Raw genomic sequence first — 21,331 nt, forward strand, 5'->3', positions numbered from 1 at the left:
TATGTAAATATTTTGAAATATAAGTAATGTTATTCATTTTTTTGAGTGATGTTAGGTTTCTCGCAAACGTAGTGGATGAAATCCAATAGAAAGGCCATTTGGAGGGCGGAATTGTCCGATCCATTGGAAGAATTCCAATGGGAGGGGTGAATTCGGTGCCAAATAACCCGGTTTCAACGGGTGCTATTGGATTTTATCCAAGGAAGAGTGGAAAAATCGCCTCAAAAGGGTCGTTTCATTGGAATTCGTGCAATGGGGCATACGGCCCGGTTGTTGATCCATAATCTCTTTTTCACATCTTCACCGCCTTAAACAGGTAATCCCTATGATAAAATAGAATACTAGAGAGACTCGTAGGGGAATGAAGCCTGACATCAGGGGGTACAGTAGATGAAAAGAACGTTAGTCGTAAGCGATATCCATGGTTGTTTGGAGGAATTCAAGCAATTACTAGTTAAAGTCAATTTCAATGCTGAGGAAGACCAACTTGTCCTACTGGGAGACTATGTGGATCGCGGTCCTGACAGTCGGGGAACGGTAGAATACGTCATGCGCTTAGTGCGTGAAGAGGGTGCCATTGCGCTCAAAGGCAATCATGATCAGCGGTTCGTAGAAGTGTTGAGCGAAGTAGATCCTTTGACGGAGATGAAGTTTTTCGAACATGGCGGTATCCAAACGTTCAGAAGCTTCTGCGGTCAGGACAATTTGGATATTAAGCAATCCAAAGAGCGGATTTTGGGCAAGTGCTTGGATCACATCACCTTTCTAAACAATCTTCCGCTTTATTACGAGGACGAGAATCATATTTATGTGCACGCCGGGCTGAATCCCGCATTCGTTGATTGGAAAACGCAGCCGGAACGGGACTTTTTGTGGATTCGTGCGCCTTTTGTTCAGCAGCCGACCGTTGTGAAAAAGACGGTTATTTTTGGCCACACCCCAGCCAAAGATATTCATGGCAAAGCGGATGTGTGGTTTGACCGCGACAAAATCGGCATTGACGGCGCCTGCCCGTACGGCTTTCAACTCAATTGTTTGGAAATCAGGGGGAAAAACGAGTACACGACGTATTCCGTAGCCTCAAGAGGCAGTTGGAAATAGCCGCTGCTCAGTATCGCTATTCAAGATCGCCGCACGGAATGATCGGAGTCGTCCCCGGATTCCCTTTTAGCAAGAAAGATCAAGAAGCTAGACGTTCAATCACGTACACTGTGGATAGCAGCAGGAGGGGGCAATAGACGATGGGCACCGAGTATGATACACAAATCCAGGCGATATTGGATTATATTGAAGACCATCTTGCGGAGCCTTTGTCCGTGGAGGGGCTTGCTCGTGTAGCCTGTTTCTCTGAATTCCATTTTCATAGGGTTTTTCAGAGCATGGTTGGAGAAGCGGTGATGGAGTATGTTCGGAAAAGAAGATTGGCGAGAGCCGCCTACCGAATCGCGCATACGGATCAAAGGCTGATCGATATTGCCCTCGATCATGGGTTTCAATCCCATGAAAACTTCACTCGAGCATTTAAAAAGGTGTTTGAGCGAACACCGCTCGCCTATCGGAAGCAAGGTATTGTGACACCGTTATATGCCAAAGCGAATGTGCTGCAAAGGAAATTAAATCCCAATCCCTATTTAGGAGGCATACGCATGGAATATCAATTGAGAACGAAACCGGCTTTTAAGCTAATTGGATACGAACTGAGGACGACTTGCAAAGATGGGCAAAATCACCGGGACATTCCTGCTTTTTGGAACACCTATCTTCAAGAGAATAAGGGAAGCCGCATAGGCAATCGCGTTCACACGGATTCACCGGTTGAGCTTGGCCTGTGTACGGATTTTAATATGGAGACTGGGGAATTAACGTATCTGATCGGGATGGAAGCTACAAGCTTTGAAGGTGTGCCTGCTGACTTGATATGCCGTGAGTTCCCTGAGGCCAGATATGCTGTTTTTACGACACCCAAAGTGACCCCGGATCAATTCGTCGCCTCGATTCATAGCACGTGGAAGTCTATCTTCGAGGAATGGTTCCCTCATTCGGGCTTGGAACACGCAGGCGGCGTGGAGTTTGAGTGGTATGATGAGCGCTGCCATGCCGACAAGCATGATCAGTTTCAGATTGACATCTACATTCCGGTAAAAGATAAATAACAGCTTGTAAACAAAATAACCATCATTTGTAATCGAAATGCAATCTTGTTTTCATCTAGAATTAAGGTTCGGGACCTATAATGAAATTCGACCCCCTTTTAATATATATATACTTAAGACCCGCAGCCCGTTGCTGTGGGTCTCTTTTTGTCTACTCCGGTTAAAAGGATACGGACAGATAGCTCAGCGAGCCGACTTCATAGCTGCGGTGAATGACTTGTGGCGTGCGAGCCGGGTCACCGCTGCCCATTGCGATATAAAGCGGAACGAAGTGCTCAGGCCGGGGGACAGCCATGCGCGCATGAGGGGCTTCGGCTGCGTAGTTGAACAGCGCGGTCAGGTTCTGAGCGCTCATGTTCTGCACGAGCCAATCGTCAAAAGCGACAGCCCAAGTATCCGGCTCCGTGGCTTCCCAGTTGAGCGCGCGCAGATTGTGCACGGTGGCGCCGCTTCCGATAATCAGGATATCTTCCTGATCGAGGCCGCGCAGCGCTTCCCCTATGCGATACTGCTCAGCAGGCGGCAGGTAGGGGTTCACGGACACTTGGATCACAGGGCAGACAGGTGTAGGGAACATGCGCAGCAGAGGCACCCATGAGCCGTGATCAAGTCCGCGCTGGGCGTCCAAGTTTACTTGGATGCCTTTGGCTTGGAAGCGCTCGGCAAGCTGAGCGGCGAGCGCTTTGCTGCCTTTTGCCGGGTACTTGATTTGGAATAACTCCTTCGGAAAGCCGCCGAAATCGTAGATGGTCTCATAAACATCGTCCGTGGAGGAGATGGTAAGGACCTCCGTTTCCCAGTGAGCTGTAAAAATCACGATGGCTTTGGGTGAAACCTTTTTGCCATAGTCCAAAAGAAATTCGGTGCACGCCGTATCTTGAATAGCCATCATGGGTGACCCATGCCCAACAAATATAGGTGAAATCATCGTCATCGCTCCTTATAGTTACATTTAATAACCTAGTTACTTTATGTAACTTATATTACGCGCAAGCAGCTTTCAGGTCAAGTAAGTTGTTTACTTTTTGTAAGTTGAGGTTCGAAAGAAGGGATTAATCTCAGGGATAGTATGGCCTTATTTGCTGAGAACCTTTCAGCGTTCGTCTAGTGCTTACTCTACCTTTATTCCATTTTCTGCCATCAAACAGCGCAGATTAACGGTAGCTTTTCCATCTACCTCAGCTGAACCTTCTAGATGTGGCGTCAAGCTGGAACTGGGCACAGGAGTAGATAGATGACTTGGAGTTAGCTTCGATTCCTCCTGCTACTTTCCGCTATAGATCTAATTTTGCTCAATTTACTCCGGTTTCTACCACTAATATCAGCATTTCTAGCAGTTTTCGTCCATTTCCAGCAATTTAGCTGTAGCCTCTACCGTTACTCCGTTCCCTGCTATCAAACAGCGGAGATTAACAGTAGCTTTTTCATCTACCTCAGCCGAACCGTCTACATGGGGCATTAACCTTGAACTGGGTACAGGAGTAGATGGATTACTTGGAGTTAGCGCTGATTCCTCCTGCAACTTTCTGCAATAGATCCACGTTTGCCTTCATTGCACAAACTGCAACGTAGAGAGGTGATTTGGGCAAGTTAGGCCATCTATGTTGCATAAAGTACATTCATTTCATCCCAAACGGGCTGAAATGGGGGATTTTCGCCTTCTACAATGCACAAAGTGCATTGTAGAGGAATGATCGGGTCAAATTCCACCCGCTTCCTTGCACAATGTGCAACTTAGCGATAGAGAAACTCAATCGTAATTCGCCGCGCGCGAATTCTCAGGCGCAACGCGCCGCGCGCGAATCCTGGGCGCAACGCGCCGCCTAAACGCAAAAAAACCTGGCCCACAGCAGGCCAGGTTTTCCTCTAATCGGTTGGATCCACCAATTCCAACGCGGCAAAGGGGTTGCCGCCATCTTCGTCGTCGGACTCGACGAATCGTTTAAGTGCGTTTAATTTGTTTTCCCAATAACGTTCATAGTAGGAAAGCCAGCGCTTGAGCTCCATCAGCGGTTCCGCTTCCAGCCTGTAGCGGGTTTCGCGGCCGACTTTCCGCTCTTTCACCAGCCCCGCATCGGCAAGGATGCGCAAATGCTTGGACACCGCCGTGCGGCTGATCGGAAAATGACCGGAAATCACGGTCACAGGGAGCTCCTGCTCGCGAAGCAGCTGCAGCACCTGCCGGCGCGTCGGATCGGCTATCGCTTGAAACACATCATGTTTCTGCGAGGGGGAGGGGGCTGGCATCTTAAGCCTCGATGTAAGCCGTAAGTTTCTTCGCGATACCAGCCCAGCCGTTCGCCATCATCTCGCGTACAACGGAATGAGGTTGGTTGAATTCCGTAACCTTGTCCGCATCCCAACCGGAGTGGATGAGAGTGAATTCCGTTTTGCCATCTACATCTTTCAATTCAAATGTAAGCGACCAGTCTTTGCCCCATGCGAAAGAAAGGCGGTTAGGCGGTGTAACGTCCGTTACTTTGCAAGGGGAGTTGCCGAAAGGCCCGGCTTCCAAGTGAAATTCATAACCGGCTTCCGGTTTGAAATTGTTCGGCATGAACCAAGCCGCGATGCCCTCGGAAGTCGCAACGGCATCCCATACTTTTTGAATCGGCGCGTTGAAAACGACAGTTTGTACAATGTCCGGTAGTGTGTTTGTTTGATTGCTCATTTTAAAATTCCTCCAATGAAATGATGTGTTGTTATTTTGGATTTGTTGCTGATTTTGCACTTTACTTGAATCATGTGCTGTTAACCCTTGCTCTTCACCTTATCCAAATGACGGAAACGGAGTGCGGACCATGTCTCGTCCACAGCCACATTGCTAACCGCGCGATACTCTGAGATGCTCGAAATCAAGGCAAACAGGCTGTCACGGTTAATATTCGTCTTGATCTTCGAGCTTTGCTTCGGGTAGGTGATCCAGAACAAAGCGTCGTCTTTCAGATGCTGGATCGCCTTAGGCGCCCATTCTTCAACTTCAGCTGCGTCCTTAACAAAAAGCTGGACGAAATCGTAAGTCCCATTCGGCTCCCCAGGCTCTTCAATACCGAGCGCATAGCCTTCAGGCGCATGAAGTACGAGAGCTCGTCCTTGTTTATAATGCAGCTTTTTTAGTAATGCTTCTTGCATCGTCAGGGCCTGCCTTTCCATTCCATGCCTAGCTTACTTGTAGGTTGTCCTAAAATACATTTGCTCATGAAATACGAAACCAATTGGTTACATGTTGGATTATACGAAACCTTTTGGTTTCGCGTCAAGAGGAAAAAAAGCAGCCACTCTCTAAGAGAGCAGCCGCTGCTATTTACCAAGCGTAAGCTTCCGGAGCCGCTTTACCGGGACCAGGGAAGATTTCATCTAACTTTTTCAAAGTATCTTCACTAAGTGAAACCTCAGGTACGCGCAAGGAGTCCTGGAGCTGCTCGATGGTTCTAGGTCCGATAATCGGTGAAGTAACAGCCGAGTGCGATAGAACCCATGCCAAAGCAACAACATCCTCTTTTTCGCCGATTTCTTTGCAGAGTGCAGAGAATTGCTCCAATTGGCTGCGATGTTTCTCAACCCGTTCGGCAGAACGCGTGCTGCGGGCACCAGTGCCTGCCAAGGCGTTACGGCCGAGCAAGCCTCCGGCAAGCGGACTCCACGGAATGACGCCAAGACCCAGCTTCTCAGCAGCAGGAAGCACTTCCAGCTCAGGCAATCTGGCAAGCAGATTGTACAGATGCTGCTCGGAGACTAAGCCTAGGAAATGGCGGGCTTTCGCTTCAGCTTGAGCACAGGCAATATGCCAGCCTGCAAAGTTACTGGAGCCAATATAGTCGACAGTGCCTTGGTTAACCGCGGATTCGAACACACCCCACAGCTCATCCCAACTCACGTTGCGATCGATATGATGCATTTGATAAAGCTCAATGTGGTCGGTTTGCAGTCTTTTGAGGGAGGCTTCCAGATGACGTCTGATTTTGTAAGCAGACAATCCGCGCTCTGCGTTTGGACCATCATGAGGATCGTTCATATCGCCATAGGCTTTGGTTGCGAGAATAACTTTCTCTCGGCGCCCACCGCCTTGCTTGAACCAGCGGCCGATAATTTCTTCCGTCCAGCCCCTTCTTTCAACGCCACCGTACACATTAGCTGTATCGAAAAAATTGATTCCCGCATCCAATGCGGCATCCATAATTTTAAAGGCTTCTTTTTCCTCAGTTTCCGGTCCAAAGTTCATGGTTCCCAGACATAATTGACTGACCTTTAAGCCGGATTTCCCTAAATACGAATACTTCATGATTCATCCTCCCACATTCCTCTTGATATTAGTAAGCACTAATTGTTGAAGACTTGTACGTCGTGATGATAGTTTCTATTTTATAGAAGTTTCTACATCAGTGAAAGTAGTGAAAATGTTTACAGTTGGTGACTTAAAGGTAACTTTCTATAGAGCGAGTTACTAACTAACCTGATGTATTGGAATTGTATACCAAATACATATTTATTCTTTCCCTCTTCGTATAAATCTGTTAAAATGACAGTGAAATCGCTTACACTTTTCGTTGGTAATGACTGTAAAACTTAAATAATTGAGGTGATAACCACATAAGAAGAGATCTTTCACGTAATTAATGAAATGTTTTAGCTGAAAATTACCATTCTTAGGTTGCGCTGCAGCACCGGAAACAACATGCGTCATGTTTTATAACACTATATCCACGAAATTCATTATTTTTAGACCTGTATTCAGTATTTTTTTTGTATACAATGCACCAAATATCTATTCACACAGAAGAAAATGCGGTATAATTCTCTTCGAAGGTCAAAAAATGATGAATACGGGGGATGCGGATGATTACTTCATCACATGTTGTGTATGCTTTAGTGACATTAAGCGTTATCGTCGTCATGTTGTTAAAACGAGGAGTCGTCATTCCCACCTTAATTGGTACCTTCTTAATCGGATGGATTTATAAGGGGGATGTGATCAGCGGGTTCAAAGCAGTCTACAACGCTAATCTGACTGCAGCCAAAGAATTATTTACGATTTTCTTGATTATTACGTTTATGGTCGCTTTGCTGGCTTCTTTGAGGGATATCGGCGCTGACAAGCGCATGATCACGCCTATTCAGAAGCTAATGGTCAATGGTCACATTGCCTACATTGTTTTAGCTGTTGTTACATATGTCATTTCACTTTTTTTCTGGCCGACGCCGGCCGTTCCGTTAATCGGAGCGCTGCTGATTCCAGCAGCCATTCGCGCAGGTTTACCAGCAATGGGAGCCGGTATGGCGATTGCGATTGCCGGACAAGGCATGGCATTATCGTCTGACTATGTCATGCAAGTAGCGCCGATGCTTAGCGCAAAGGGTGCAGGCATTGATACGGCTTCCGTAGCGGATAAAGCGATGATCTTGTCTCTCATCACGGGGGGCGTAGCGCTAACCGGAGCTTATCTCATGAACAGAAAAGCGATCCGTAAGCCGGAAAGCACATCTGCTGAAACTTCAAATCAGGTACAAGCTATCCGTGTTGTACAGACAGCTTCCGAGTTTCCTGAAGCGGCTGCAACCGTAGAAACGCTTAGTCCGGCCGTCATTCGATGGTCCAAAGTGTTCGCCGTGCTTGTTCCACTTTCCATGCTTGCCGTAATGGTGGTTATGATTCTAAGCAAGCTGGGACACAAAGGCATGAGCGGATTTGAAGGAGGAGACGGCGCCGCGTTTATCGGCGGTGTGGCGGTTATCCTGCTCATTTTATCCTGCACATTATTCTCCAAAGTTCAAGCCTTGGATAAGATCAGCGATCATCTGACAGAAGGCTTCGTTTTTGCATTCAAAGCCATGGGGCCGGTCATTCCGATCGCAGGATTCTTTTTCCTGGGGAATGCAGATTTCTCCAAAAGCATACTCTCCTTAGGCGAAGGCGATAAAGCGCCGGCGATTCTCTACGATTTGGTGATGTCTGTACAGCATCTGATCCCGTCGAGCGGCATCCTCACTTCGTTTGGATTGTTGGTTATGGGGATTATCGCAGGATTAGAAGGCTCGGGCTTCTCCGGTCTTCCTCTCACAGGCTCGCTATCCGGTGCTTTGGCGCCGGCGGTAGGTATGGATCCTTCCACGTTGGCGGCAATCGGCCAAATGGGGTCGGTATGGTCAGGCGGAGGGACGCTGATTGCGTGGTCATCGCTCGTAGCGGTTGCCGGATTCGCCGGTGTCTCGGCGATTGATTTGGCGCGGAAGAACTTCCTGCCGGTTATTATCGGCTTAAGTGTTTCTACGATTTTAGCTGTTTTAATATGGTAGGTTAAAAAAAGCGCTAAGCCATTTACGTCGCTGACGATAGATGGTTAGGCGCTTCATTCCCTAATTGAGGAGCAGGCATTAGCTGTGGCATGATGTCTTGACAGGATTTTACCAAAAGACGCGAGATCACCGCTGACATTTCATCAATAAACGTAAGACTTGTGTGCTCCATGACTTTATGGTTGAGCAAGCTGTGGTTGTTAATAATCCCTTTGAGATGAATATGACCGATAGGGGGGAGCTCTTTATTTAAGCTGACGCCGGGCTGAAGCGGTTCTTCCACTAGTTGGAGCGTTCCGATTTTGTAGAACTGGCCAAGAGCGGCATCAACAGCAATCGTGTAAGCTTGATTATGTGTTTTGGCAATGTGAGCGATGGTCTTCTGTAAATTGAGTGCATGCACGGGTTTCTCCAGCGTTCCATAAAGATGAACATGACGGTTGCCTTCGAACCGCTCGGATAACCGGCTCCCGACCATCGGGCCCAGGGAATCCCACGTGTAACGGTTGGTGCCGACACATATAATGACAATTTCCGTGTAGGCCGGTTTTGATAAATAATGATTCGTTAAAGCTTCAGACAAATAGGCAACAGATTTCTTATCAAGGTAATGAATATGGCGCATCATGGGGTAAAATCACCTCTCTTCCGTAAGTAATATACGCCGAGCAGCTGTACAGTATGAGTAGACATCCTGAACGGATAGAAAATCATAAATTATACTATATCCTAATATAATCTTGGTATACAATATACACAAGTAGAGAAAGGAGAGTGAAAGCGATGTCGAATGCTTATATTTTAACACAAATGACATGGCCAGAGGTAGAAGCAGCGCTCAAAACGGTCAAAATTGCCATTATTCCACTAGGCGCACATGAACAGCACGGCCCTCATATGGTTGAAAGCTGCGATGCTGTACTAGCTGAAGAGATGGGAAAAAGGCTAACGGCAAGATTATACCCGGAGGCCCTGCTAACGCCTACTATTAATATGGGCGTTTCGCCGCATCATCTTCATTTTCCGGGTACAATTTCCTTGGAACCTACAACCGTTATTGCGATTTTGCGCGATATGATCAAATCATTAAAAAGCCAAGGAATTGAGAAATTCCTGGTCATCAATTCGCATGGCGGCAACCAAGCGACCCTCGGCGTGGCAGCAGATACGCTGACAGCAGAGCTGGGAGTGTCCCTCTTTTATGCCAAAACGACGGCTTCTGCGAAAGACGTGATGGACAGGCGGCTTACATCCAAGCTGTACGGTCACAGCTGCGATCGCGAAGTGTCCGAAGCGATGTATTTGGCGCCTCATCTCGTTCGGGAGGATAAACTGGAAAAAGGCGACATTCAAGAGGGAAGGTGGAAAAAGCTCCGCCCGGGCAGTCCCCTTCAAGGCTTCTATTACTATGAAGAAATGACGCGCAACGGCTGCATCGGCGATGCGACGAAAGCCAGCCGGGACATCGGAGAGGAGATTGTTGAGACGGCCCTTGAGCGGTTGACTCAAGCCGTTAGAGACATGATATAAACTTATGAAGCAAGCACTGTTTATTGCAGCGATCGCCGCCTATCTTGTCTCAGAAATCTATCCCAGCGAGTGGCTGACTTGGCTCCAGTCCGGACTTAGTCTTGTCATTATTGTCGTCGCATTTCGCTCGATCAAGCCATTCGTGCAGCTATTAGGCACAATTTTCCTAAGCACGGGCGCCATTCTTCTAGCGTTGAACGGAGCCTCATGGACGGATTACTTCCTTAGCTTCGGCAGTATGCTGAACGTATTAAGCTTATTTGTGCTGATTCCGATGATTGCTCTGCCCATCGAGCTCGGACACTACGCGGTGAGAGTACAAGCGATTCTCTACAGCAAGGTGCAGCACTCCGGTATGCTTTATTGTATTACTTCATTATTATCCTATATATTGAGTTCGTTTATGAACCTGGCTACACTGCCGATGATGTACCACAGTATACAGCCTTCCCTGCAATATTATCCGATCCAGCAAAAAGACAGATTTATTAGCCGGGCGATTACACATGGCTACAGCATGCCAATTCTATGGACACCGGTAGCTCCGATTGTCGGGATTATTGTAGAAATGACAGGTGTAAGTTGGAGTGCGATTTTACCTATCGTCATCCCGTTCAGCTTATTAGGTCTGGCTTTGGATTGGCTGATGGGGACGTGGGTCGCTAACCGCCGGCTGAAAAAGATTAGTCTGACTACACTTGAGGAAATTTCCGCTGCCAGGGAAAATGCGGTTGTTCATCAACCAAATGAGTCTAACGAGGTCAAAGGGAGCCATCCTTGGCAAATTCTTATCGCGATCGTTGTCCTTAATGTTCTTGTTTTTGTATTAGAGCGATTTACGCATATGGGATTCCTGCTGTTGGTCTCGATCATCGTTATTCCCTTCGCTTACGTTTGGTCTTTGATGTTAGGGAAGGGTATGGCGTTTATTACAAGCAGCCAAACCTTGCTATCGTCTCATGTGCTGAAAATGAAGGATCAATTCTTCGTTTTCTTAAGCGCCGGTTTTATGATTTCAGCTATTAAGTCTACTGGCAGCAATCATGCGATCAACGAAGGAATTATGGCTATTCAACATGTCATCGGGTCTGATCTCTTTTTGCTCATGATTCCGCTAATTCCGTTAGCGCTTGCATTTATCGGGCTGCATCCTGCAGTTGGATTGGCTCTGGCAGCGGAGTCATTGAATCCGCACGCGCTTGGTATTTCCGTGCAGCTGATGGCGATCGCTATGCTTACGGGGGCGGCCACGGCGTTTTTGATGGGGCCTTACAACGCTACTGCCGGGATGATGTCTAACTTGATAGGGAAAAGCTCGTATAAGGTTTCAAACTGGAATGCACCGTTTACAATCGCGTATTTAATCATGTCAATGATCTTGCTGTTAATCTTAAAAAAAGTGGGTTGACAGGGTAGCCTAATCTAAGTAATAATAAGTCCATGAAATCATTTTGGTATACCATATACCAAATGCCAGAACGATCGACAAGTTAATCTACTACACACTTTACATTTTGAGAGGAGAGTTTTATATGACAACAGCAGCAACTGAATCCCGTTTGATGAACAAAGAGGAATTCCGCTATGCACTTGAGCAAGCCATTGAAGGCAATGCCGTTTCAAAAGCTCCTTTTACAACAATGTGGGCCAATGGTGAATTGAAGAAAGAGCATTTTGCCAGATGGGTAGAACAGCATTACGCGTATGTAGGTCCATTCGCAGAGTACTTGGCTTACATCTATGCCAACTGTCCGCATGAGGATGCAAGAGACTTCATCCTGCAAAACATGTGGGAAGAGGAGCTCGGCGGCGACCGTCACACCGATTTGTTAATTCGTTTTGGTGAAGCTTGCGGAACGACGCGCGAACGCGTGGAATCCATGCAGCATCTGCTTCCTGAGACAATCGGCTTGCAGTCCTGGTGTTACCGGATGGCTTTCAAAGAAAATTTCTTGTTCGCAACAGCAGCGTTAGTTGTAGGACTTGAATCTCAAGTGCCTGCCATCTACCGCAGACAAACGCCAACGCTTCGCAATCACTACGGTTTTACAGATGAAGAAGTGGAATTTTTCGATTTACATATCGTTTCCGATGAGATCCACGGCGAGCGTGGCTACCAAATCGTACTTGAATATGCTAGAACACCTGAAGATCAACAACGCTGTATCAAAATTGTAGAAGAAGCTACGAAAATGCGCAGAATGTACATCGCAGCGATCTCTCGCGAATTTTGCTTGGAATAGTCCTTATCTCTTATAAATGTTCATAGAAAATAGAAGTTAAACCGTTCCCGGGATATTGTATTCTCGGGAATTGGTTTAACTGGCATACAGACCCTGCTTTTGAGCCGAAATTGGTCGTTAAAGAGAAAGGGGATTGACATGGCAGCAACAGAAACAGCCGTACAGATTTTCAAGAACCTGATTAACGGGGAATGGGTAGGAGCCGCAAGCGGTGAAACCTTCACGACTATGAACCCGGCTAATGTGAAAGATACCGTAGGAAAATTTCAAGCTTCGACCGAAGAGGATGTCATCCAGGCTATGGAGGCAGCTGAGCAGGCCTTCAAAACTTGGCGTCACGTTTCCCCTACCAAGCGAGCGGAAATCTTGTACAAAGCAGCGGACTTGCTGGAAGCAGGTTTGGAGCAATATGCGGGAGAACTGACTCGCGAGGAAGGAAAAACGGTGGCGAGCTCCCGGATGGAAGTGAAACGTTCCGCCCAAACGCTCAGGTACTACGCCTCTGAAGGATTAAACGTTTCCGGCGAAACGCTACCCTCGGATGATGCAACGACCTTTGTATATACACGGAAAGAACCTTTAGGTGTTATTTCAGTCATTACACCTTGGAATTTCCCGATTTCCATTCCAGTACGCAAGATCGCTCCGGCATTAGTTACGGGCAACACCGTGGTCTTTAAACCGGCATCGAACACGCCGTTGATTGCTTATCGGTTGGTGGAGGCGCTTCATCAGGCTGGACTTCCAGCGGGCGTAATCAACTTCGTGACAGGCTCCGCTTCCAAAACAGGCGTGCCGCTAGTCACCCATTCCGCCGTCAAAGCGGTTACCTTCACGGGTTCCACGGGCGCAGGAGAGAAGATCAATCGTCAGGTACGATTATCCACTCGCGTGCAGCTGGAGCTAGGCGGTAAGAATCCGCTGATCGTGATGGATGATGCGAATATCGATCATGCGGTGGAGCTCGCCGTGAAAGGCGGATTCGAATTAACGGGTCAAGCTTGCACAGGCACGAGCCGTGTTATCATCATGGACGCGGTGCATGATGAATTTGTTGAGAAGCTTGTAGAGAAAACCAAGCAGCTCAAGGTCGGCAACGGGTTAAGCAAAAGCGTTGAAGTCGGTCCGCTGGCGAATGAAAGCCAACTTCGCAATGTGCTCGATTACGTCGCCATCGGAAAAGCGGAAGGCGCCGAGTTGGTTGTAGGCGGCGAGCAGCTAACCGACGGCGATTACGCGAATGGTTACTACGTAACGCCAGCCGTATTCGTAGGCGTTGCACCTGATATGCGCATCGCGCAGGAAGAGATTTTTGGACCGGTTATCTCCGTGATCCGTGTCAGCAGCTTCCAAGAAGCGATGGACATCGCCAATGATGTGGAGTTCGGACTATCCGCAGCGATTTGCACGTCCGAGTCCGGCCGGATTCAACATTTTATCCAGAACATCGAGACCGGCATGGTGAAAATTAACCGTCCGACGACGGGGAATGCCTACAACGCGCCATTTGGCGGCGTGAAAATGTCCAGTACAGCAACGTACCGCGAGTCCGGTCGTGCCGCACTTGATTTTTACACGCAAATCAAAACAGTCTACCATGGCATCTAAACGATAGATTCATAACGGAGGATCTGACATGAAATCGGTCTTAAAGCTGGAGCTGGAAGAAGCAAAAGTGATGATAGAGGCGGCTAAAATAGCGGCGAAAGAAGTTAAAGCTTTGGAATCCATCTGTATCGTGGATGACGGCGGCTACATCATTGCCCTGGAGCGCATGAATGGCGGGCGGATTACCGGCCCTGAGATTGCAACGTCCAAAGCTTTTACGGCAAGCGGCCACAAGCGTTCCACGCATCTGTTCAACCAACCGGGAGGACCTGCGACAACAACCGGAGAAGCGTTCGGCATTCACGTGATGATGCCAGGTAAGTTTGCGATCTTCGTTGGCGGATTCCCGATTGTCGTGAATGGCGAAGTCATTGGAGGCGTCGGCATCAGCGGAGGGAACGGGGAGCAGGATACAGCGGTCGGCACCGCGGCGTTAAAGGCTTTGCAGCAGCATTTGGGCAGCGAATATGAAGTAATGACCCAAGCGGATATTAAAAAATAAACGCGGTTCGTTCCTTGTGAAACTAGCTGCACATGGAGAGGGAAGAGGGAAGATGGTGTATTGGAATCTGTTCCTCGGTTTTTTTCGAATCGGTCTCTTGGGGTACGGCGGCGGGCCTACCATGATTCCTTTGGTTCATGCGGAAGCTGTTCAGAAGTACCAGTGGATGACGGACGATGAATTTACAGATGTACTTGCGATGGGGAATGCATTGCCCGGTCCAATCGCTACGAAAATGGCGGGATATATCGGTTACAAGGTGAAAGGCTACTTAGGCGCATTTATTGCTATAGCCGCTATGGTCATTCCCGTGCTTGTAGGTATGATTTTACTTCTTGGTCTCATCTATAAGTTAAAAGATTCCGGCATTGTAGGCGGCATGACGCACGGAATTCAGCCCGTTATCGGTGTGATGATGGCGGTTATGGCTTATGACTTTTTCAAAAAAGCTTGGCAAAGTTGGGTGAAGAGCAAAACGCTGGCGTGGACACTCATCTCGATTATCGCGCTGGTTCTGCTTAACTTGAATCCAGGCTTACTGATTGGCATCGCGCTTGCTTATGCGTTCACGGAGTCAACTTACTTGGCTAACAAAAAGAAGCGCAATCAGCAGGGGCGCGATGCAGACAGGGGTTTTTCAGCATGAAGCTCTTAGAAATATTTTGGGCCTTCTTTGTTCCGAACATATTAGGCTACGGCGGAGGGCCGCCGATTATCCCGCTGCTTCAGGCCGAAGTAGTTGACCACTACGGATGGATGAACGTGGAAGAGTTCGGCAATGTGCTGGCGCTCGGCAATGCACTGCCAAGTCCAATCGCCACCAAGCTTGCCGGATATATCGGGTATCAGGTAGGCGGCATTCTTGGCGCGATTGTTGCGTTAATCGCCACCATTCTTCCTACAGCGCTTGCGATGGTCCTATTGTTCAAGTTCATCAACTTCTTCAAAGGAGCCCCGCAAGTCATGGCGATGACGCTGATCGTGCGCCCGATCGTCGCCGTTCTTCTCGGTACGTTGGCACTGCAGTTTTTCAACAGTGCGTATCAATCGGCGGGTATTTGGCAGACGGCATTCTTGGCAGCGGCCAGCTTTATGGCTTTGGAGAAATGGAAAGTGCATCCAGCAGCTGTCGTAGGATTGGGTTTAGTGTATGGGGCTTTTGTGCTGGGTTGATTCGGCGGTAGACCTCCGTCTTTTAAAAAGTTGATTGGTTATGGTGTATCGATTACACTGTAAGAAAACGCATTCGCGGAGGTATACCATATGCCGGACAATCCAGTTGTTTGGAAAGATGAGGAATTAAGCCCGATTCGGGATAAAGTGTTTCAATATATTAAACAAGCTATTGTTCAAGGTGTGTACAAATCCGGTGACCGGATCATCGAGAGAGAGCTTGCCGATCAACTAAATGTTAGCCGCACGCCCATCCGGGAAGCCTTATTCCGGCTTGAATCACAGGGTTTCGTCAAGACGCTTCCCCGTAAGGGAGTGGTGGTCTCCAGACTTTCACCGGAAGAAATCATTGAAATTTTCACGATTCTCTCTTCGTTGGAAAGTTTAGCGGTTAAACTCGCTGTGAAGAAGCTGGAACAGCAGCAACGGGACGAACTGAACCAAATCGTTGTCGAGATTGACACCGCATTAGCGAAACCGACGTTTGAGCAATCGGACTGGGAGTATCATTTTGAAGCGAATGAAATTATATTCCGAGCTGCTAAGAGTCCGAGATTAACGCAAATGTTGGATGGTTTATCCGACTATATTCGCGCCTTCGTTCATGTTGGCTATGAACTCCCTGGACGCCAACGCAAAGCGATGGAGGAGCATAGGGATATTGTCAAAGCCGTGCTGAACGGTGAAGCGGAGTTTGCAGAAAATTTAACGAAAATTCACGTTGAAAACTCGAAGAAAGCTTATATGGAAGCTTTGGAAAGAGAATAATTGCCGTATTTGCCTACGCTCATGCTGCTGTATGGAGGTTGTGAAATGCCGAATGTGACATTGCACCAAAATGGCCAAGTTTATCAGCAAGAGGTTACTGAGAATAGTAACTTGGTGGTTTTAGCGGGGGTGAAGAAATTCCCTCATCTGAAGTATGGCTGTGGTATGGGGAAATGCACGAAATGTATGGTGAAAGTGGTTACCGGTGGCGATAAGCTTCAAGAACCTAATTGGAAAGAAAATAAGATGCTGGGCGATAAAATTAACGAAGGCTTCCGCTTAGCATGCCAGTTATATATTTCGGAAGATATTGAGCTTTGTCAGGAATAGGACAGTGAGGCAGCAGTGAATATGGGGGATGACTTATTGTGCAAATCTATGGACAAGTTGAAGCCAAACTCGAGGAACTGAACATTCTGCTGGACTCTCCGCCTAAACCAAGTGGCAATTATCTGCCTTACACTATGGTGCCGCCTTTGATTTATTTGAGTGGCGTGACTCCCAAGGTGGGTGGAGTGCTGCAATATAAAGGCAAGGTAGGACACGAGCTTTCGAAAGAAGAAGGATATCAAGCAGCCAGGCAATGTGTGATTAATCAATTAAGTACATTAAAGGCTATATTGGGAGACCTGAATCGGGTGACCAGTATTATCAAAATGGAAGGCTTCATCAATGCGGAAGCTGGGTTTCAGGATTTGCCTTTTGTATTAAATGGCGCTTCTGACTTGCTAGTTGAGGCATTTGGGGATAAGGGCTTACATGCCCGTTCCGCTATAGGTGTTGCTGCATTGCCCGGAGGGGCGGCAGTGGAAGTAGAACTAATTGTGGCTTTTAAATAAAAATTGAGCGGAGGGCTTCATATGAGCGAATATATTCTAGTATCCACAACGGACCGTTACCGTACGGTGACTAATAATCCGAATTTAGAGTTAGTGGCAGCATACGAATATTACTTCTTCGGCAAGAAAAAAACACTTTTTGAAGTATGCAAAATCGTTGGGGACGATGCGAGAATCATTATTCAAGGGGTTTCCGAGAAATTCGCAGATAACAGCATTCCGCTCAAAGTATTTCCAAAGTTCGATTCCACCGCTCAAATCGAGAAAGAGATCTATGAATTGGACATCGACAAGGATAGTAAGATTGTTAAAACGGCATAGGATAAAGGCGCAGGCTCTTGGAGCTTGCGCTTTTTTTGTGTGATTCACACTTCCTTACAAATCGATATTGTAGAATGTTGCTGTTGTTTGTAACATGCTAATCCCCCCCATCTGCTACGTTTTCACATAATATGGTATTGTTGAAAGGTGGAAATTTTAAAATAAGCTTATATTAATTTTGTAAAAAAGGAGAATGTTAGTGAAAAAAATATTATTCGGATTTATCATTGGGGTTCTATTATTTGGTTCTGTGCAAGCTTATGCTGCCGGAGGGACGATGATAGAGGCTTATTACACAATCAAGGGTATTTTCAATAATAGCGAGAAAGTCGTTTTTCCTGAAGATGCATCTCCCTTTATTTATAATGGAACCACTTACGTTCCTCTAAGAACAATGGCTGAAATTATGGGTAAAGAGGTAAAATGGGATCCAGAGCATCAATACGTAATAATGAATAAAAATGGAGAGGATGCATGTGTGCCGACAGAGGGGAATAATACAAAATTAATAAGAAATATATGTATCTCAGTAAGAAATGTTAAACTTCCGGATAACGTATACTTTGATGGAACTTTACTTTCTTTACAGGGGAAAGAGACGTACTTGCCGGCGTTAGTATTAAAAAAGGATGAATCTTTTTTAGTTATTAGTCCTAAGAGTGGTATTGTAATTGATCAGAAAATTGCACCCAATGATTTAAATGCTTTTGATTTTCTTAAACCATATATTGCTGGTTACGATCTAGTAGTAAGGTAAATTAAATTGCTGCAAATTAATGGATACTTAAATTGCAATAAAAGATAGTATAGATTTTTAGTTATGAGAACTAGAGTTCAATTACAACTAAAGGCAACTGGTTTACGACCGGTTGTCTTTGGCTTGCAAATGCATTAGCGTGGTTATCTACATGGTGCTAGCGCCTAATCCGGGGGAACGATGGCTTCGTGTTGTGGAATTAGTATTGCTATTGTTTAGCCAACACAAAAAAGCAGCCCCCAAGGGACTGCTTCCATCATTCCTTCTATTGAGCTGCGTTAATTCTTCGCTGAGCGATTTTGCCGAGGCGATTGAGATCTTCTTCGCCCCAGGAGATGGTCACGTCACCGGTGACGAAGGTTTGGCAGGCAAGACGGAAGCCTTGATCCAGCTTTTCCTGGCCGAGTCGGTCGACTTCCTTTTTCATAATTTTGCTGAGGTGTTCATGTCCGTCCACAATTTGTACACGGCAAGTTCCGCAAAGGCCACCGCCGCATTTGTAAGGTACAGACCCTTCATAACGGATCGATGTTCTTAAGAGATTGGCGTCTTGTTCGACTTCTATCGTTTTTCCAGATGTTTGATAAGTCACTGATGGCACTTGGCATCCCTCCATGTCTTAGTAGAGTTAGTATATCATATTTAATTGGTTTATGGTATACCAAATACAATATTTTTGATATGATAGAGGGACAAGGCGAGATCATTTGAACCCACATTAGGAGGATCCCTTACATATGTTAAACGTTGGCATTATCGGATATGGAACCATAGGCCAGGATGTAGCCCAAGCTATTTTGCAGGGAAACGCCGGGCAGGTTCAACTAAAAGCGATACTCGTTCGTGACGAAACGAAGTATCCGGATACAAGTTCTCATGGGTACATCATGACAGCCAATGAGGAAGTATTTTTCCGTCAGGGACTGGACGTTGTGGTGGAGAGCGCTGGGCACGAGGCGGTAAAGCATTATGGTGAAAAAGCGTTAGACAATAGAGCGGACCTTATCTTGGTCAGCGTTGGTGCGTTAGCGGACGAGCCGCTGCACCTTAAAATTCTCGAGAAAGCACGTCAAACGGGCAAAAAAGTGATGGTTCCTTCAGCTGCAATCGGAGGTTTAGATCGGATCGCAGCAGGAAGTGTAGGCCCGATGGACGAAGTTACATTAGTGACAAGAAAACCCCCTAAGGCTTGGATTGGCACGGTTATCGAGCAGCAGGTGAACTTGGCTGAATTAACGGAGCCATTTTGCGCATTCGATGGGGTGGCTCGTGATTCCGCCCGATTGTTTCCGGAGAGTGTCAATGTTTCGGCTGCACTAAGCTTAGCCGGCATAGGGTTTGATCGGACCAAAGTAAAAGTGTACGTAGATCCTCATATCAGCCACAATACACATGAGATTGAAGCGAAAGGAAAATTCGGTCAAATCCATTTGCAAATCCGAAATACACCTTCCGCCGGCAATCCCAAAACCGGCTATATTGTGGCGATGAGTGTCATCAAAACGCTGCGAGATTTAACATCACCTTTTGTCATCGGCATATAAAACATATAGAAACGGGGATCTGAATATGGCCTATAACAGTATCATTTTGCGTCTGGAATTAAGTCTCAACCAAGTGAGCTTTGGTGATGTGGCTTCGGCCATAAGTAAAGCAGGGGGAGATATTACTTCCATCGATATCATTCGCCCAGGGCAAGAAGTAACGGTTCGCGATGTCACGGTTCAAGTGGCCGATACGGCAGAGACCGCCGTTGTGGAAGCGATCAAATCGCTGGATGGCATCCGACTTGTCAATGTATCGGACCGCACGTTCCTTGCGCATCTTGGGGGCAAAATCTCTGTACAGCCAACCCTTCCGATCAAAAACCGGGATGATTTGTCCATCGTATATACACCGGGAGTGGCCCGCGTGTGCACAGCCATTCATGAAGATCCTCAGAAAGCATATTCATTAACGATAAAAAGAAATACCGTGGCTGTCGTAACGGATGGTACCGCTGTACTAGGCTTGGGCGACATTGGCCCTCACGCAGCTGCGCCCGTTATGGAAGGTAAAGCGATGCTTTTTAAACAATTAGCAGGGGTTGACGCTTTCCCGATCTGCTTGGATACGCAGGATACGGAAGAGATCATTCGCACGATTAAAGCGATTAGTCCTATTTTTGGCGGTATTAATTTGGAGGATATTAGCTCCCCACGTTGTTTCGAGATTGAGACAAGGCTCAATGAAGAGTTGGATATTCCTATCTTCCACGACGACCAGCATGGAACGGCTATTGTTGTCATCGCCGGGCTTTTGAATGCGCTGAAAGTTGTTGGCAAGCGAATGGATCAGGTTCGCGTTGTTGTTAATGGCATAGGTGCAGCAGGTGTCTCAATCTGTAAAATGCTGCTTGCCGCCGGCGTGAAGCGGCTCGTCCCCGTTGATCGGGAAGGGGCGATCATTCGCGGAGGCGAATATGCGCACCACCCGATGTGGGCATGGCTTGCCGAGCAGCCGCAAGTTGAAACTAACCCTGGCGGCTTACGCGATGTCATTAGCGGAGCTGACGTATTCATCGGCGTGTCGAGAGGCGGATTGCTGAGCGGAAGCGATGTGCAAAAGATGGCTTCGAACAGCATCGTCTTCGCTATGGCCAATCCGGTGCCGGAGATTGATCCGAAAGAAGCGCTCCCTCATGTGCGCGTATTTGCTACGGGGCGGAGCGATTATCCGAACCAGATCAATAATGTGCTTGTGTTTCCGGGGATTTTCCGAGGGGCGCTGGACTGCCGTGCGCGCGAGATCAACGAACCGATGAAACTTGCGGCGGCACGTGCTATTGCTTCTGTTGTTTCCGAAAATGAGTTGAATGACCAATACATCATTCCGAGTATTTTTAATGAGCAAGTTGTTACCAAAGTGAGGAATGCGGTAGTTGAAGCAGCGATTTTGACCGGTGTTTCACGTCGTATTCCGCCTGATTTCAGATAAGTGGTAACATGAAATAGGTCGAGAAGGCTTGGGGGCTTAGATATCCGAGGCACCTCAAGCAAAAAGCACCCAACAAAGGGTGCTTTTTTTTGCATTCAATTTGCGCGTATCTTTATCAACTATCCCAAATCAGGTATAGTAAAAAGAACAAATTGGTGGAACCTGCC

General features: G+C 47.2%; 24 protein-coding genes. 17 read left to right on the forward strand and 7 right to left on the reverse strand.

What is annotated here, in order from left to right:
- The first annotated feature begins 390 nt into the window (after positions 1–390).
- Together AC3WTJ_RS13630 and AC3WTJ_RS13635 are read left to right on the forward strand one after the other, a co-directional pair.
- The gene (locus tag AC3WTJ_RS13630; protein ID WP_492522239.1) at positions 391–1,101 is read left to right on the forward strand and encodes a metallophosphoesterase family protein; all 711 of its coding nucleotides are present in this window, start codon (positions 391–393) and stop codon (positions 1,099–1,101) included.
- Positions 1,102–1,241: 140 nt separating this feature from the next.
- Positions 1,242–2,153 (forward strand): GyrI-like domain-containing protein, encoded by a 912-nt coding sequence (locus AC3WTJ_RS13635; protein WP_492522240.1) that lies wholly within the window; start codon positions 1,242–1,244, stop codon positions 2,151–2,153.
- 160 nt (positions 2,154–2,313) lie between these two features.
- Here the strand turns inward: AC3WTJ_RS13635 and AC3WTJ_RS13640 are convergent, their stop codons facing one another.
- The 5 genes from AC3WTJ_RS13640 to AC3WTJ_RS13660 all read right to left on the reverse strand — a co-directional run bounded on the left by AC3WTJ_RS13640 (position 2,314) and on the right by AC3WTJ_RS13660 (position 6,435).
- Complete coding sequence (locus AC3WTJ_RS13640; RefSeq protein ID WP_492522241.1) at positions 2,314–3,081, reverse strand: DODA-type extradiol aromatic ring-opening family dioxygenase; 768 nt, start codon at positions 3,079–3,081, stop codon at positions 2,314–2,316.
- 938 nt (positions 3,082–4,019) lie between these two features.
- Positions 4,020–4,400 (reverse strand): ArsR/SmtB family transcription factor, encoded by a 381-nt coding sequence (locus AC3WTJ_RS13645; protein ID WP_492522242.1) that lies wholly within the window; start codon positions 4,398–4,400, stop codon positions 4,020–4,022.
- Between the two features lies 1 nt (position 4,401).
- Complete coding sequence (locus AC3WTJ_RS13650) at positions 4,402–4,824, reverse strand: SRPBCC family protein (RefSeq protein WP_127456908.1); 423 nt, start codon at positions 4,822–4,824, stop codon at positions 4,402–4,404.
- A gap of 80 nt (positions 4,825–4,904) precedes the next feature.
- The gene (locus AC3WTJ_RS13655) at positions 4,905–5,285 is read right to left on the reverse strand and encodes a hypothetical protein (RefSeq protein WP_492522243.1); all 381 of its coding nucleotides are present in this window, start codon (positions 5,283–5,285) and stop codon (positions 4,905–4,907) included.
- 172 nt (positions 5,286–5,457) lie between these two features.
- A complete protein-coding gene (locus AC3WTJ_RS13660; protein ID WP_492522244.1) occupies positions 5,458–6,435 on the reverse strand; it encodes an aldo/keto reductase in 978 nt (325 codons plus the stop codon).
- A 548-nt stretch (positions 6,436–6,983) separates the two neighbouring features.
- Here AC3WTJ_RS13660 and AC3WTJ_RS13665 point away from each other — a divergent pair.
- Positions 6,984–8,447, forward strand: a complete 1,464-nt coding sequence (locus AC3WTJ_RS13665; RefSeq protein ID WP_157324164.1) for a hypothetical protein — start codon at positions 6,984–6,986, stop codon at positions 8,445–8,447.
- 22 nt (positions 8,448–8,469) lie between these two features.
- Here AC3WTJ_RS13665 and yyaC read toward each other — a convergent pair whose 3' ends face one another.
- Complete coding sequence (gene yyaC, locus AC3WTJ_RS13670) at positions 8,470–9,075, reverse strand: spore protease YyaC (RefSeq protein WP_492522245.1); 606 nt, start codon at positions 9,073–9,075, stop codon at positions 8,470–8,472.
- Positions 9,076–9,230: 155 nt separating this feature from the next.
- On the opposite strand from yyaC, the gene AC3WTJ_RS13675 reads away from it, so the two are divergent.
- The 12 genes from AC3WTJ_RS13675 (at position 9,231) to AC3WTJ_RS13730 (ending at position 18,188) form a co-directional block, all read left to right on the forward strand.
- Positions 9,231–9,977, forward strand: coding sequence for a creatininase family protein (locus AC3WTJ_RS13675; RefSeq protein WP_157324160.1), 747 nt, complete (start codon positions 9,231–9,233; stop codon positions 9,975–9,977).
- 4 nt (positions 9,978–9,981) lie between these two features.
- Positions 9,982–11,385, forward strand: coding sequence for a hypothetical protein (locus tag AC3WTJ_RS13680; RefSeq protein ID WP_492522246.1), 1,404 nt, complete (start codon positions 9,982–9,984; stop codon positions 11,383–11,385).
- Between the two features lie 124 nt (positions 11,386–11,509).
- The gene (locus tag AC3WTJ_RS13685) at positions 11,510–12,220 is read left to right on the forward strand and encodes an iron-containing redox enzyme family protein (RefSeq protein ID WP_127456901.1); all 711 of its coding nucleotides are present in this window, start codon (positions 11,510–11,512) and stop codon (positions 12,218–12,220) included.
- A 138-nt stretch (positions 12,221–12,358) separates the two neighbouring features.
- On the forward strand, positions 12,359–13,828 hold the full coding sequence (locus AC3WTJ_RS13690) for an aldehyde dehydrogenase family protein (RefSeq protein ID WP_492522247.1): 1,470 nt from the start codon (positions 12,359–12,361) through the stop codon (positions 13,826–13,828).
- A 28-nt stretch (positions 13,829–13,856) separates the two neighbouring features.
- On the forward strand, positions 13,857–14,330 hold the full coding sequence (locus AC3WTJ_RS13695; RefSeq protein ID WP_492522248.1) for a GlcG/HbpS family heme-binding protein: 474 nt from the start codon (positions 13,857–13,859) through the stop codon (positions 14,328–14,330).
- A gap of 52 nt (positions 14,331–14,382) precedes the next feature.
- Complete coding sequence (locus tag AC3WTJ_RS13700; protein ID WP_492522249.1) at positions 14,383–14,976, forward strand: chromate transporter; 594 nt, start codon at positions 14,383–14,385, stop codon at positions 14,974–14,976.
- Positions 14,973–15,503 (forward strand): chromate transporter, encoded by a 531-nt coding sequence (locus AC3WTJ_RS13705; protein WP_492522250.1) that lies wholly within the window; start codon positions 14,973–14,975, stop codon positions 15,501–15,503. The genes AC3WTJ_RS13700 and AC3WTJ_RS13705 overlap by 4 nt, the downstream gene beginning before the upstream one ends.
- Before the next feature lie 90 nt (positions 15,504–15,593).
- On the forward strand, positions 15,594–16,271 hold the full coding sequence (locus AC3WTJ_RS13710) for a GntR family transcriptional regulator (protein WP_492522251.1): 678 nt from the start codon (positions 15,594–15,596) through the stop codon (positions 16,269–16,271).
- Positions 16,272–16,316: 45 nt separating this feature from the next.
- Positions 16,317–16,601 (forward strand): 2Fe-2S iron-sulfur cluster-binding protein, encoded by a 285-nt coding sequence (locus AC3WTJ_RS13715; protein WP_127456895.1) that lies wholly within the window; start codon positions 16,317–16,319, stop codon positions 16,599–16,601.
- A gap of 38 nt (positions 16,602–16,639) precedes the next feature.
- On the forward strand, positions 16,640–17,110 hold the full coding sequence (locus tag AC3WTJ_RS13720; protein ID WP_492522252.1) for a RidA family protein: 471 nt from the start codon (positions 16,640–16,642) through the stop codon (positions 17,108–17,110).
- 21 nt (positions 17,111–17,131) lie between these two features.
- The gene (locus tag AC3WTJ_RS13725; protein ID WP_127456893.1) at positions 17,132–17,431 is read left to right on the forward strand and encodes a hypothetical protein; all 300 of its coding nucleotides are present in this window, start codon (positions 17,132–17,134) and stop codon (positions 17,429–17,431) included.
- Between the two features lie 199 nt (positions 17,432–17,630).
- On the forward strand, positions 17,631–18,188 hold the full coding sequence (locus AC3WTJ_RS13730; protein ID WP_492522253.1) for a stalk domain-containing protein: 558 nt from the start codon (positions 17,631–17,633) through the stop codon (positions 18,186–18,188).
- Positions 18,189–18,453: 265 nt separating this feature from the next.
- Here AC3WTJ_RS13730 and AC3WTJ_RS13735 read toward each other — a convergent pair whose 3' ends face one another.
- Positions 18,454–18,789 (reverse strand): 2Fe-2S iron-sulfur cluster-binding protein, encoded by a 336-nt coding sequence (locus AC3WTJ_RS13735; RefSeq protein WP_127456892.1) that lies wholly within the window; start codon positions 18,787–18,789, stop codon positions 18,454–18,456.
- Between the two features lie 136 nt (positions 18,790–18,925).
- Between AC3WTJ_RS13735 and nadX the strand changes: the two genes are divergently transcribed.
- Positions 18,926–19,732: an aspartate dehydrogenase gene (gene nadX / locus AC3WTJ_RS13740; RefSeq protein WP_492522254.1), complete on the forward strand. Its 807-nt coding sequence runs from the start codon at positions 18,926–18,928 to the stop codon at positions 19,730–19,732.
- Between the two features lie 25 nt (positions 19,733–19,757).
- Positions 19,758–21,164 carry an NAD-dependent malic enzyme gene (locus AC3WTJ_RS13745; protein ID WP_492522255.1) on the forward strand — a complete coding sequence of 469 codons (1,407 nt, stop codon included), beginning with the start codon at positions 19,758–19,760 and terminating at the stop codon, positions 21,162–21,164.
- The last annotated feature ends 167 nt before the right edge of the window (positions 21,165–21,331 follow it).

It is taken from the genome of Paenibacillus sp. FW101-FHT12H11 (genome assembly GCF_058790355.1).